Origin of the sequence: Nonomuraea candida (assembly GCF_000725485.1) — a bacterium.
Lineage (GTDB): Bacteria > Actinomycetota > Actinomycetes > Streptosporangiales > Streptosporangiaceae > Nonomuraea > Nonomuraea candida.
This window is the reverse complement of sequence record NZ_JOAG01000032.1, coordinates 91,165-103,816: the sequence shown is the minus strand read 5'-3', so window position 1 is coordinate 103,816 and position 12,652 is coordinate 91,165. Positions and strand designations below refer to the sequence as shown.

At 67.1% G+C, this 12,652-nt stretch carries 12 protein-coding genes and 1 pseudogene; 8 read left to right on the top strand and 5 right to left on the bottom strand.

Translation table 11 applies throughout. The annotated features are described in order from the left end of the window. Positions 1-4 precede the first annotated feature (4 nt). From IO39_RS29680 to IO39_RS29665, 3 genes are all read right to left on the bottom strand, one after another. Positions 5-343 (bottom strand): hypothetical protein, encoded by a 339-nt coding sequence (locus IO39_RS29680; protein ID WP_157549042.1) that lies wholly within the window; start codon positions 341-343, stop codon positions 5-7. A 396-nt stretch (positions 344-739) separates the two neighbouring features. Continuing rightward, positions 740-1,141, bottom strand: coding sequence for a hypothetical protein (locus IO39_RS29670; protein WP_043629865.1), 402 nt, complete (start codon positions 1,139-1,141; stop codon positions 740-742). A 106-nt stretch (positions 1,142-1,247) separates the two neighbouring features. Then, positions 1,248-1,517 (bottom strand): hypothetical protein, encoded by a 270-nt coding sequence (locus tag IO39_RS29665; RefSeq protein ID WP_043629863.1) that lies wholly within the window; start codon positions 1,515-1,517, stop codon positions 1,248-1,250. A gap of 251 nt (positions 1,518-1,768) precedes the next feature. On the opposite strand from IO39_RS29665, the gene IO39_RS56920 reads away from it, so the two are divergent. From IO39_RS56920 to IO39_RS53070, 8 genes and pseudogenes are all read left to right on the top strand, one after another. Beyond that, positions 1,769-3,202, top strand: coding sequence for an NsdA family TPR-like regulatory protein (locus IO39_RS56920; RefSeq protein ID WP_211267216.1), 1,434 nt, complete (start codon positions 1,769-1,771; stop codon positions 3,200-3,202). A 29-nt stretch (positions 3,203-3,231) separates the two neighbouring features. Continuing rightward, positions 3,232-3,711 (top strand): hypothetical protein, encoded by a 480-nt coding sequence (locus IO39_RS29655; RefSeq protein ID WP_043629861.1) that lies wholly within the window; start codon positions 3,232-3,234, stop codon positions 3,709-3,711. A gap of 89 nt (positions 3,712-3,800) precedes the next feature. Then, positions 3,801-4,376 (top strand): annotated as a pseudogene (locus tag IO39_RS53075) (ATPase, T2SS/T4P/T4SS family); the annotation flags it as partial. A 196-nt stretch (positions 4,377-4,572) separates the two neighbouring features. Further along, positions 4,573-5,289 (top strand): type II secretion system F family protein, encoded by a 717-nt coding sequence (locus tag IO39_RS29645; protein ID WP_043629858.1) that lies wholly within the window; start codon positions 4,573-4,575, stop codon positions 5,287-5,289. A gap of 635 nt (positions 5,290-5,924) precedes the next feature. After that, a complete protein-coding gene (locus IO39_RS29640) occupies positions 5,925-6,362 on the top strand; it encodes a type II secretion system F family protein (RefSeq protein WP_245642351.1) in 438 nt (145 codons plus the stop codon). A gap of 506 nt (positions 6,363-6,868) precedes the next feature. After that, on the top strand, positions 6,869-7,687 hold the full coding sequence (locus tag IO39_RS58080) for a DUF4244 domain-containing protein (protein WP_245642349.1): 819 nt from the start codon (positions 6,869-6,871) through the stop codon (positions 7,685-7,687). Positions 7,688-7,764: 77 nt separating this feature from the next. Next, complete coding sequence (locus IO39_RS29630; protein ID WP_245642361.1) at positions 7,765-8,064, top strand: TadE family type IV pilus minor pilin; 300 nt, start codon at positions 7,765-7,767, stop codon at positions 8,062-8,064. Positions 8,065-8,392: 328 nt separating this feature from the next. Further along, the gene (locus IO39_RS53070; RefSeq protein WP_281200194.1) at positions 8,393-8,848 is read left to right on the top strand and encodes an Rv3654c family TadE-like protein; all 456 of its coding nucleotides are present in this window, start codon (positions 8,393-8,395) and stop codon (positions 8,846-8,848) included. Between the two features lie 619 nt (positions 8,849-9,467). Here IO39_RS53070 and IO39_RS29620 read toward each other — a convergent pair. Together IO39_RS29620 and IO39_RS29615 are read right to left on the bottom strand one after the other, a co-directional pair. Then, on the bottom strand, positions 9,468-10,031 hold the full coding sequence (locus IO39_RS29620; RefSeq protein WP_043629853.1) for a hypothetical protein: 564 nt from the start codon (positions 10,029-10,031) through the stop codon (positions 9,468-9,470). 18 nt (positions 10,032-10,049) lie between these two features. Next, positions 10,050-10,610 (bottom strand): hypothetical protein, encoded by a 561-nt coding sequence (locus IO39_RS29615; RefSeq protein ID WP_157549040.1) that lies wholly within the window; start codon positions 10,608-10,610, stop codon positions 10,050-10,052. Positions 10,611-12,652: the final 2,042 nt, after the last annotated feature.

Below are 12,652 nucleotides of genomic sequence, written 5' to 3'. Positions count from 1 at the left end.
TGGTTCAGGTCGCGGCGTGGGTGTACCGCTTGCTGGCGACGCAGAACGGGCCTGCGCACCGGGGAAGGCTCGGTAAGTGCCTGACCCGCCGCACCAAGTCGGTCAGCGGCCTGAAGCACCAGAACATGGCGTCGTGCTGAAGCATCAGGACCGGCCCGGCGGGGCCGCACTCAGCAGTCCAAGCCGCCTCGCGCTCCTGGTGAAGAGTGAGCCGGGCGCGGCATGCCTCGCACATCTGCTCGGGGTCGCGTCCGGTAAGCCGTTCCAGGACTTCCATGGTCGCGATGAGCCCCAGGCCGTGAACGGTCGAGACAGCGAGGAAGAGCATCAGGAGGGGATTCATGACGCGAACCTGCGCTTCCGGTGCCTGGACCGGTGGAGGTTGGACAGCTCTTCCCAGGCTGCGAGGGCCTGCCGGTAGGTGCCTCGGGCGGTCTCCAGGAGGCGTCCGGAACTGCCCCACATCGTGACGGCGTAGTGACGATCTTCGCGGATGAGGGAGAACTCTCTGCGGCAGGACTCGGCGACGCCGCACCGCGAGGTTTCCAGCACCCAGCACGTGGCGTCTCTGCGTGGGACGTACGGTTTCCACACGTATCGCACGGGGATCAGATCACTTCCAGCGGCGCGGCGGCCTGACCTGAAGGGGTGTGAGCCGGGAAGGGACCGCCGCGCCTGATCGGAGGCCCGGGGCGAGAGGGTTGACCTTCCGGCCCCGGGGAGTCTTACGGTCGGAGCGCTAGAGGATCATGCCGAGCTTGCGCCAGTCGTCGCCGGACGCCCGGAGATCGCCCGGGTGTTCCTGGTCACGCACGGAGTAGGCGTCGTGGTCGTTGACCGGGGCGTACTCCAGGCCCATCCCCTCGACCGCCTGGTACACGCCCTCGTCCACGTCGTACTCGTACAGGTCCACGCCGTCGGTCACCTGCTCGACGCCGACACCCCTGCCGAGGACCGCGCCCAGCTTGCGGAAGGCGTCACCGGCCTGGCGGATCTCGTCCTCCGGCCGGTCCTTGACGCGGACCGCGTAGTCGTCCACGTCCCCGATCGGCGCGTACTCCAAGCGGGTTCCTTCGAGCAGCGCCCACTTGTCCTCTGGCACCTCGACCCGGTGCAGGTCGGGTTCGATCCTGGCCGACATCATGTTCTCCTCGGGTTGATCTTCTTCGGGTTGTGCCGGGCGCTGTAGCCCGGCTTGGATCCCCTGACCCGCCGAACGCCGCGCGCGAACGACGGGCCAGGGAGGCTTAAGCGCGGGGACCGGTGAAGATCTTCGTCTGGTCGCTCAGGTCCGCCATGAGATCGACCGGGCTCCACCGCTGCAGGCGTGGCAGCACACCGGCCGTCACCTGCTCCACCGTGGGCTCCCAGCCCGGTATAGCTCTCCAGGCAAGCCCTTGCGGGGTGCGCTCGTACCAGATGCGCCACTGCGGATAGGCGCGGCGCAGCACGTCGAGATGCCGTTCGACCGGGTGCAACTTGCGGAGCTTTTGGGGATCGGCCGTGGCCGTGACCATCTCAACCACCGCCCGCGAGCCGCAGCAGCCGGACGCACCCCCGAACGCCCGGCAAACGGTCGCGCATCGCGGAGAAATGTTCCACCGTGACGTCGCAGGTCAGGCCATCACGGGCCGTCCAAACGTAGAAACTTTCTGTATCCGGGTGCACAAGTTCATCACAACGCTGAGTAACACCGCAGGAACAGGTGCGGTTGGGGGACACTGGGTGATGCGAGCGTGTCACCTTCCCTCCGATGAGGTGCGACGACATGACAGACGAGACTGGCCGAAAGAAGCCCCTCCCGGCGTACGCGGAACGCCTCCGGCACGAGCGCAGAAAACGCGGCTGGTCCCAGAAACAAGTGGCCGTTGCCCTGTTCAAAGCCGCAGGTGACGACATCGCGATGGTCGAGTTCGAGTCGGTCGTGCGGAGGGTTAAAGACCACGAAGGAGGCAAGGGGCGTCCCCGTGACCCGTATCCCCTTCTCTACTCCCGCGCCTTCGAGATCCCAGAAGCTAAGCTGTTCGAGGCCCCAGCGTTGCCGGAGGTCACGGCCGACGAGAGCGCCGACGACGCCGCGAACACGGTCACATCGCCCGCACTCCCCTGGCTCTGGGAAGCAGGACCAACAGCCGATGCGATCTACGACATCACCAAGAGTGACCTCATGCTCGACCGTCGCCAAGCAGTAAAGGCCCTGGCCATCACGGCAGGAATACCCCTCGTTGACCCGGTGCAGCGCTGGCTTGCCGTGACGTCACCGGCGCCAGCCTCGGCAGACCCGAGTCGGATCGGTCCGGACGAGGTCGCCCAGCTCGAAGCGGCCACTACCGTTTTCCGCACCTGGGACGACCAGCACGGCGGCGGCCTCGCCCGCAAGGCCGTCATCGGGCAGCTCAACGAGGTCGCCGACCTGCTCCGCGACAACCACCCGCGAGAGATCAGCGTCCGCCTGTTCAACGTGATGGCCCAGCTCAGCAAGATCGCTGCCACGATGTCCTGGGACTGCGGCATGCAGACCGCCGCGCAGAAGTACTACGTCATGTCGCTGCAGGCGTCCAAGCCTGCTGGCGACAAGCCGTTCGGCGCGAGTGTTCTAGCGTCCATGGCCCGTCAGCTCCTCTACCTCGACCAGCCTCAGGACGCGCTGGAGCTTATCCGGCTTGCCCTCGACGGCGTCAGGTCGACGGCCACGCCTCGGCTGCGGGCGATGCTGCACACCCGGGAGGCGTGGTCGTACGCGAAGCTGGGGCGACCGGAGTCGTTCAAGCGGGCGACCGGTGCCGCAGAGCAGGCGTTCACCGAGATCAGCTCTGGCGACCCAGACCCGGACTGGATCGGCTACTTCAACGAGGCTGAGTTGGCCGGGGTGACCGGCGGCCGGTATCTGGAGCTGTCCCGGCAGGACAACCGGTTCGCGAGCGACGCCCTTGGCCACATCCAGCGCGCGATTGAGCTGCGGAAGCGGTCCAGCATGCGCAGCCTCGCACTCGATCAGGTGGGGCTCGCGTACGCGCACCTCATCAGCGGCGATCTCGACCAGGCCGTGGCCGTAGGCAGTACGGCGGCCGACACCGCCGGGCACATCCAGTCGGACCGCGTACGGGTGCAGCTCCGCGAGTTCTACCTGGAGATCGAGACCCGCAGCGATCCGGTCGTGGCTCCACTACGGCAGCACATCCAGGAAACGCTGGCACGCTAGAACCCCGACACCTAACGGAAAGGGACTCGATGATGCGTATCGGCGTGACAGGCCACATGAACCTCAATCCCGAGACGGCTCAGCTCGTCTCCGACGCGATCCGCGCGCATCTGGCCACCATGAGTGGTGACGAACTCGTGGGGGTGTCCTGCATCGCCCGCGGCGCTGACTCGCTGTTCGCTGACGCGATCCTTGAGGCCGGCGGCGCGCTGGAGGTGGTGCTGCCGTCTCGGGACTACCGGGAGGCGAAGGTGAAGCCGGACCACGTCGAGCAGTTCGAACGGCTCATGGCGGCGGCGTCCGTCCGGGTCATGGACTTCGACCACGCCAACCGGGAGGCGTACGAGGCCGCGAACGAGGCCGTGCTGTCGTCGATCGACGAGTTGGTGGCCGTGTGGGACGGCCAGCCTGGCACCGGGCGAGGCGGTACTGCCGAGGTGGTGGCCGAGGCGCGAGAGCGCGGTCTGCCCGTGACCGTCATTTGGCCTGACGGCGCATCACGGGAATAGCGCGGCTATCGCCCGCCGAATCGTCCCTTATCCGCTCCGCCGCCATCATGCTAGATGATCTTGAAAAGTTATGATGTCTTAACCTGACTTCCGGTAAGACGACGCTCCTGTCAGCTCTCCTCTCCCTCGCAGACCCGGGCGAACGCCTTCTGCTCGTGGAGGACTCGGCCGAGCTACGCCCTCTCCACCCTCACACCGTCCGCCTGGAGACACGCCCGGCCAACCTGGAGGGCGCGGGCGGGGTGGGCCTGCGCGACCTCGTACGGCAGGCGCTCAGAATGCGCCCCGACCGCCTGGTGGTCGGGGAGGTACGCGGAGCCGAGGTCGTCGATCTGCTGGCCGCTCTCAACACAGGTCACGAGGGCGGATGCGGCACGTTGCACGCCAATACGGCGGCCGACGTACCTCCTCGCCTGGAGGCTCTCGGCTGTGCGGCGGGGTTGAGCCGAGAGGCCGTACACAGCCAGTTGGCGGCGGCCCTCGATGCGGTCGTCCACCTGACGCGCAGCCGCGCGGACGGCCGCCGCCGCATAGCCGAGATCTGCCTCCTCTCCAGAACGCCGACCGGTTTCGTCGAGTCAGTCCCGGCCCTGACCTTCGACACCGAGGGCCACACCAGACCAGGCCCCGGCTACAACGCCCTGGCCCAAAGAGCACGCCAGTGAAAACCCCAGTCACCCACGAGAACAAGCACCACAAAACCCACCCACGCCCCCAAACCGCCACTCCGGGCCCCACCACCTCGGACCCCACCGCTTCGGACCTCGCCACCTCGGACCCCAGCGATCCGAATCCCGGCGACTCGAACCCTCAACGACCCGAACCCCAACGACCACAAACCAACCCAGCACAAGGAGAACGATGACGGGCGCCCTGATAGCCGCGTTGTCCACAGCCGGTGCGATCTGGTTGTGGACAGGCCCTGACCAGGCCACCACCCGCCTGACCAGGTTGCTGAGATCAGACAACCTTCCGCCACAATGGAAATCGCTGCCCAAACTGCTCAAAGCCCCCAACTCCACCCCGGCCCGCCGCGCGGAAGCCTGGCGCCAGGCATCGATCGAGTTGTGCCAGTCCCTCTCAGCAGAACTGTCCGCCGGCCGCACACCAAGCGAGTCCCTGGTCAGAGCTATGACAGCAGTGGATTTCCCCGAGCCGGACCTCCTGCGTCCAGTGCTGGCGGCGGCAAGGGACGGCGGTGACGTCTCTGCGGCCCTCAGAACAGCCGCCCCCCAGCAAGGAGGCGAAGGCCTGCGCCAGCTCGCAGCGTGCTGGGAGGTCGGCACCACGGTAGGCGCGGGCATGGCCACCTTGATCGACCGGGCGGCCCAGACGTTACGAGCCGCCCAGGCTCACCGCCAGGACGTCGCAGCGCAATTGGCAGGACCACGCACCACGGCCAGAATGCTCGCCGCGCTCCCTGTCCTGGGCATCCTCATGGCCGCCGCCCTGAACATGAATCCCCTGCACTTCCTGTTCGGCAGCCTCCCCGGCCTCATGTGCCTGATAGCCGGAGTAGCACTCGACGTCTGCGGCTTGTGGTGGACGAACACCATGTCGAACCAGGTCCAACCCTGAACACCATCAACACCCCCGAACACCAACCCCAACAAACGCCCGAACACCAACCAAAGACACCCAAACACCGGCAACCAACACGAACTCCGCCCTCGAAACAGTCACCGGTCCCGCTTCCCGGGCCTGTATCACCCGGATCGCTCACACACCTGACGACGGGACCGACCACCCGGCTGAACCACCGGCCTGAACCACCGGGCCGAGCCGCCGGGCCGAAGTACCGATCGGATTCACACATGCTCCAGTTGCTGTCCGCACTATGTGCCGCCATGTCCGCCTGGCTGTGGTTCTCGTCCAGATCCCCGAAAGATCGCCTAGCCCGACTACGCCCGGCCGGTAAACCTCCTTCGCCCTCGTCCCCCTTCCACCCGCGCACCTCGCAAGAGCACAAAAACCGCCTGCCCCAACGAATCACCGAAGAGAACGCGCACCAGCCGCCCTGGCTCCATCCCCAGCACCACCCCCCACCTCGCCTCACCCGCAGAACGGCGATAACCGCCACGGCCACCGGCCTGCTCTTCGCGCTCCTGATCGGCGGCAGTACGGGCGTGGTCGCGGGCGTCCTCATCACCCCCGTGATAGCCCTGTTCCTCCACAGGCAGGAGCCCCAGCAGTCCCAGCACGACCGTCGCCGAATGGCAGCTGACCTGCCTTTCGCCGCCGACTTGATGACGGCATGCCTGCGCGCGGGCCATCCAGTGAGCGGTGCCACCGACATCACCGCCAAGGCGATGGGCGGCCCCGTGGGTGAACGCCTGACGTGGGTGAGCAGCCAGCTACGCCTGGGCGCCGACCCTGAACCGACCTGGGCTGCCCTCGTAGGGGACCCCGCCCTGGGCCAACTGTCCCGAGCCATGAGCCGCGCAGCTCAAAGCGGCGCCCCCGTGGCCGACGTCCTGACCCGCCTGGCCGACGATGCCAGAGAAGCGGCCAGGGCCGCGGCGGTCGCCTCGGCGAGGAGCGTCGGCGTGAAGGCGGTCGCGCCCCTGGGCCTGTGTTTCCTGCCCGCATTCGTCCTGCTCGGCATCATCCCGGTGGTGGCCGGCCTCGCCTCCACCATCGTCATCCCCTGACCGCGCCCCGGTCGACGACACCGAGGCACGGCCCGCCCTCCATCTGGAAGTCCCGCCACCGCACTCATCACACCGCAACACACCACGCATCTCGTACCGAGTCACAGAACACCCGGTAAATCAGCAGCCATCTGAGGTACAGCAGCCCTCCAGAATGCATCTACCATCCGAAAGCATCAACCAGTCAGAGGTGCATCCATCGCGTGAAATGCGTCCATCGCGCGAAGTGCGTCCGGGTCCGAAGCTTATCCACCACTCAAAGCGTAATCACCATCCGAATGCATCCATCGTGCGAAGTGTCTCCATAACGCGAAATCAGCCATCGTCTGAAGATCAACGACCAGCCGGCCATTTCGCGCCATCCACAACGCGCCACTCCCTGTCGCAGTTATCCACAGAACGCGATTCGGCCCTCCGGCCCCCACCCCGCTTCGGCGACCCTTGAACTCCCGCCGGCCAAGATCCCGGCGCCAACCTCTGGAGGCCAGATGCCCAGTCCCGCCACCATGCCAGACGACATCAAAGCCACTCCAACACCTGCCGTCGGCATCACATCAACCAGGTATGCAGACCGCACCACATCGACCAGGCACGTAGGCGGCAGCGCCCAATCAACCGAGCAACCGGGAAGCCGACTCATCAGGAGTCCGACCGGCGTCCCCGCGACCGCCCTCACAGTCAGCAGCACCATCGAAATCGCTCACCCCACCGATGCCGCCACAGCATTGACCCGAGCAGCCAAGCCAACCGTAAAGATCCCACCGGCCCCCGCCTCGGCCGCACTCGCCCAGCCCAAGCCGATCGACCGAGTGGCCACCCGCAAAGCCACTCACGTCACCACAAGACTCCAAGCCACCCGCAACAAGCCCAAAGCTGAGCCCATTCGTATCCACAACACCCGCCAAGTTGCAACGAGCAGAAGCACCTACGAAAGCGCAACCATTGGAAGCGCTCACAAGCCGCCCACCGCCGCCGCTCTTCCCATCGCCGCCACTCCCATCGCCGTCCCCACCAGCTTGAGCCCGAGCCACAGCCGGGAACATCAAGAAAAAGATCCGCAAACGCCGTTGCATGGGCAGTCACCCATTCCCTGCCCACGACCGGTGCGCAACCGGCGAATCCGAATCCGTCAACCTCGCATGAGCAAATGGCTCCACTACGCGGCCCTCAACCGGCAACGTGGCATGTCAACCGCCGAATACGCGGTCGGCACCATCGCGGCCTGCGCTTTCGCCGCGCTTCTCTTCAAGGTCGTGAGCAGTTCTGAGGTCCAGCAAATGCTGACGGCACTCATCGACCGAGCGCTCAAGACCACCACAGAATGACGCCCCGCCATGCGCGGACGTCCATGAGCACCAGGCGGCCGGCATCACGGGGCTCGGTAACAGCTGAGACCGCCGTGATGCTGCCCGCCCTCATGGTCGTACTGGCAGCCGCCCTGTGGGCCATTCAGGCCGTCAGCGTGCAACTCGAATGCGTGGACGCCGCGCGTGCGGCCGCCCGGGCGGCGGCCAGAGGCGAATCACTCGATCAGGTCCGCGAATTCGCCAAGACCGCCACCAGTCCGAACGCGCAAGTAGCCATCACCCGCGACCCGGAGCTCACCAAAGTGCAGATCACCGTAGAAGTGCGCCCTTCCTGGGGGCAGTCCCTCCCCGCCGTCCAGATATCGGCCTCAGCCACCGCGGACACCGAACGATGACCGACACCTCCCCGCACACCACCGCCCGAACACGCATCCTTCCCGCCGGGCCAAGATCACCCACCGCCGCGGTCCCCGGACAGCGACGGAGGTTTCGCCTCACGTCGCTGCCGGAACACTCATTCCTCCCGCCGGGCCAGGGTGCGGCAGGTCCCGGACGGCGACGGGTGCTTCCTCTCGCGTCACCGCGCCCCCAACGTCCGTTCCTCCCATCGGACCAGGACTTGGTCTGAGCCGCTGAGGACTCCGAACCACAACGAGCGCCGCCGCTCGGACCTGTGCCGGCGCCCGAACACCCCATCCCTTTCACCGAACCAAGGAGGCGGCGATCAATCCCAGAGAACGCGGCTCGGCCACCCTGTGGGGCGTGGCGCTCATGGGCCTGTTGCTGGCGGTGGCCACCGCGCTTGCCACAGTGGGCTCCGTTCGAGTGGCCGGTCATCGCGTCAACAGCGCCGCCGACCTCGGTGCCCTGGCAGCGGCCAGGCTCGCGCTGATAGACCCGGAAGGCGCCTGCGCCAAGGCCGCCGAGCTGGCCATAGAGAACGGCGTCGAGCTGACCGACTGCAAGATCAACGAAGATGTCGCCGACGTCTGGACCGAGCTGTCGATCTCGCTGCCCTTATTAGGCTCCCGCACCGTACGGGGAAGATCGCGGGCCGGCCCGGCGGAGACCATCCCGCTCGACGATGACCGCTCGTCGTCACCGGAACGACGATCGCTCATCCCCATCGGAACAACGACGCCACCAGCGGACACCAAGGCAATGCGCTCGACCGCGTGACGCATTCTCCCGTACGACTCAAAGGCCGAAGCGCCGATCAATCCTCACGATCATCCGCACGCCCGCGCCGACAAGAGATCCGTCAGTCAAGAAGGCGACGAACGACCACCACAGGCGCCTGACTGGGCGAACAACGGACGTACACAGCGTCCAGATAAGCGCAGTTGAAAGAGCGCATCTGAACGATTGAGTGATATGGGGCGGTTGAGGTACCAGCGGGGCAATGTCGCAATCAAGTCACGACTTCTTAGACATGGTGTCCAAGAGTGGGATGACTCCCGTAAGGTTCCGCTTACCCTCGGTCCATGCCGTACGTGACGGGGAGCCTGGGAGAGCAGGAGCACAGTCGCCAGGTGCGGGTCCGGGGACGGTCGGTGACCGTATCGGCCGGGCGTACTGCACTTCCGCTCGTCGCATGAACGCCCTGAGGGTGCTCAGGCGGCGCGAGGCTCTCGATGGAGGGAAGCGTCGTGACGGTAGTCGGCAGAGTCGTAGCCGCGGGAATGATCCTGACCGTGCCCATCGCCCTTGGCGGTACCGCACAGGCAGCCGTGACGGCGGGACAAACCGACTACACAGCCCAGCCCCAGCTCGTGTCGCAGACCGGTCACTCCGGACTCTATTCGAGCCACCCCGGATGGCCCCGGCGAACGGATTCCTCAGCCGGAACCACCTCCCCGTGGACGGCCAGGTCCTCAAACGCGACCGCCACCCTGGGGACGGCGAACTCCTCGGGCGGGGCCACCTCCCTGTGGATGGCGAACTCCTCAGGAGGGATCCCCGCTCTGTGGACGGCCAGGTCCGCCGGCCGGGCCGGATCGTCCTCGCAAGGGACGAACTCCTCCGGGCAGATCACCTCGCCCGCCGACGGCCAGGTGGTTTCAGGTTCGTCCGTCGTGATCTCCGCGCGTACGGGACTGATGCAACTCAAGATGGGCCTGTACGTCGAAGGCCCCGCCACGCCCAGCCAGAAGGTCGCCGGGGGAGGGGCGAACGAGACGATCTCCGGCACGTTCGACGCGGGCGACGCCTCCAACGGAACCTTCACCGTCACCCTCAAGGGAGAGATCACCGGCACCAGGTACGCGAGCAGCACCTTCAAGCTGCGCCGGCCGGCACAGGCGCCGGGGAACGTGAACGCGAGCAGACAGGGCACCACCAAGGTCGTCGTGACCTGGAGCAAGGGATCGGAGCCGGACCTTCAGTCGTACGAGGTCTCCAACACCCAGTCCGGAGTGGTCGGGAGGCTGCCGGCCGACGGCGCGTGCGCCGGCTCGTCATGCAAGGCGGTGCTCGCCGTGCCGGCCAAGGCGACGGGGCAGAAGGTGGGGTTCACGGTCAGGGCGTTCAGGGGCGATGGGGATGGCGGATCGCTCGGATCGGACGATTCGGCGCCCGCGTACATCTCCTTCCCCGCCGCGCCTCCGGCCCAGCCGACCAGGAAGCAGGCGACCGAAAGCGAGCAGGCACCGAAGAACCAGGACACCAGGGGCGTCCAAGCGCTGCCGACCTTGCCCGCCAAGAAGCAGGCCGTCCCTTCGAGCAAGCCGACCAAGCGCAAACCGGCCACGAGCCGGCCGGCCACCACGAAACTCCCGGACATACCCGACGCCGATCCCAGCGGCAACCTTCCGATTCCCAGCGCTGATGAGCAGGGCGAGAACCAGGACCTGGTTCCGGCGGACGCGAAGGAAGGCGCCGATTCGGCTCCGGTGCGCAGCGACGGGGTGAAGGCCCAGTCGAACGAGTCACCGATCGGCAACCTCGGCCAGTACGGCCTCTACGTCGCGGGAGGCATCCTGTTGTTGCTGCTCGGCGCGCACGCCGGCGCCTGGGCCCGACGCCGCTCGCTCGCCCCCGAGTCAGGAGGCCCTGCCCCCGCGACCTCGTCCTCCCCCGACACGGGTACACCGGCCGGCGCACAGAACCTGAAGACCACCCACGGGGCACAGGTCAAGCCGGTGGACGGCACCACCTCGCAGACTCCGGCAGTCGTACGCCGACCCGCTGTCATCCTGGCCGTAGCCAAGACCCGAGCCCCCGCCCAGCCCGGTCAATCCGATCACCCCAAGTCTCCGCCAGAGCGGCCATCCCGGCACTCGGGCCGCCGGCCGTACCACCAACCGGATCCGTCACCTTCCCACGACGATCGGGAGCGGCGGCCCGGCCGGGCACTCGGTCCAGCACTGCCTGGCGAACCTGCCCAACCCGGCCGAGAGCCGGACCTCACCCACGACGGCCCAGGACGGTCCGAGCGGAGAGAGGCGGGTTCCGAGCTTGCGGGACGGCGACGGCCTGATCGTGCGACAGGGCCGGCGCTCGATGGCCGAGGGCGTTCTGAGCGGGAGGAGGCGAGCTCCGGGCTTGGCGGCGGAGGGCGGCCTGATGGTGTGAGGGGGCCGGCGCTCGATGGTGGCGGACGGTCCGAGTGGGGAGAGGCGAGGTCCGGGCTTCAGAGCCCGGGGCGGCCTGATCGTGAGATGGGGTCGGCGTTCGATGGCCGAGACCCGTCTCAGGGGGAGACGGGACTCGGGCTCGATGGCCGGGGGAGGACTGAGCGGCGGATGGAGACGGCGCTCAGCGGGGAGGGGGAACCGACCTCCAGGAGGATCGGCTCAGAGTCTGGCGGTCGGAATCTGGCGCCTGAGCGTGCCGATGCGGCATCGGCTGCCGGCTTGGCATCGCGTTCCCGGGCTTGGCATTCGTTGCCGGCTGCCGGACCGTCGTCGCCCGCGCCGGAGGGACTGCCGGGGCCTCCGCGCGGTGACCAGGCGGACGGCTTACGAGGGGGACGGGAAGGCCGGGAGGCGCAGGGCGCACCTCCCGGGCCGGTTCACATCGCGCTGCCGAGCTCGGCGGTCACGGATGTTCCCGGGCATGCAGTTCCAAGGGTCACACCCGCCGTACGCCTGGAGGAGCGGTGGGACGACTATCTGCCGCCGTCGCCGCGGTCGATGGAGGACAGCGGGTTCTGGGAACGCCCCCAACCTGGAGCAACCGACTTCTGGGCTCCTGACGATGACGACAATGCCCAAGGTGACCGCCACGCCCAAGGTGACCGCCACGCTCCCGGTTACGACGACGCCTACGGTCACGGGGATCGCCATGGCCACGGCGGTCGTGACGGTGCAGGCAAGGAGAACGACGAGAGCGGTGCCGGTCATCGTCCTGTGGACGAGTAGCGCTGTCGCTCTGGAAGGAGGCGGGGTCGCCGTCTTGTAACGGGGGCGTTGTCGCTCAGGAAAGGAGCGGGGTGGCTGTCTTGTGACGGTGGTGTCGTTGCCGTGAAGCGGGCTGTCGCGCTGCAGACGGATGGCGCTGTCGCCTTACCGAGGGGACAGGCCGGTGGTGCGCAGAAGGCTTATACAGTTCTTCTGCGCGTGGTGGTCAAAGCATTCTTTGGCCAGGTAATCGGCTCCTGTCACGTACTGAGAGCGGAAATTTCTGTGGCGTGGGTGTGCCGGGTAGTTCTTCGCTGGTAGCAGGTAAGTGCTCTCTTTGGTGGGCAAAGTGCTTTTGTTGCGTTCGGGTTCTAGGCCCGAGTGGGGGCTCATGGGCTGTCGGTAGGGTTCACCGGTGTTCGAGCCCAATCCGGTCAAGACATGCCCTTGAAGCCCCATGGGCTCTCGGGAGAGTTCACCGGGCCGCTGGGCAATGCCGTCGGCTGGGAAATGTCGTCGGCTGGGCCGGGTCGGGCAACGTCGTCGGGTCGGGCAACGTCGTCGGGTCGGGCAACGTCGTCGGGTCGGGCAACGTCGTCGGGTCGGGCAACGTCGTCGGGTCGGGCAATGCCGTTGGGTTGGG

Bases quoted from the DNA above. Each gene is read 5' to 3' on its own strand.
- IO39_RS29680 (WP_157549042.1), bottom strand. From the start codon at position 343: ATGAATCCCCTCCTGATGCTCTTCCTCGCTGTCTCGACCGTTCACGGC.
- IO39_RS29670 (WP_043629865.1), bottom strand. From the start codon at position 1,141: ATGTCGGCCAGGATCGAACCCGACCTGCACCGGGTCGAGGTGCCAGAG.
- IO39_RS29665 (WP_043629863.1), bottom strand. From the start codon at position 1,517: ATGGTCACGGCCACGGCCGATCCCCAAAAGCTCCGCAAGTTGCACCCG.
- IO39_RS56920 (WP_211267216.1), top strand. From the start codon at position 1,769: ATGACAGACGAGACTGGCCGAAAGAAGCCCCTCCCGGCGTACGCGGAA.
- IO39_RS29655 (WP_043629861.1), top strand. From the start codon at position 3,232: ATGATGCGTATCGGCGTGACAGGCCACATGAACCTCAATCCCGAGACG.
- IO39_RS29645 (WP_043629858.1), top strand. From the start codon at position 4,573: ATGACGGGCGCCCTGATAGCCGCGTTGTCCACAGCCGGTGCGATCTGG.
- IO39_RS29640 (WP_245642351.1), top strand. From the start codon at position 5,925: ATGGCAGCTGACCTGCCTTTCGCCGCCGACTTGATGACGGCATGCCTG.
- IO39_RS58080 (WP_245642349.1), top strand. From the start codon at position 6,869: ATGCCAGACGACATCAAAGCCACTCCAACACCTGCCGTCGGCATCACA.
- IO39_RS29630 (WP_245642361.1), top strand. From the start codon at position 7,765: ATGCTGCCCGCCCTCATGGTCGTACTGGCAGCCGCCCTGTGGGCCATT.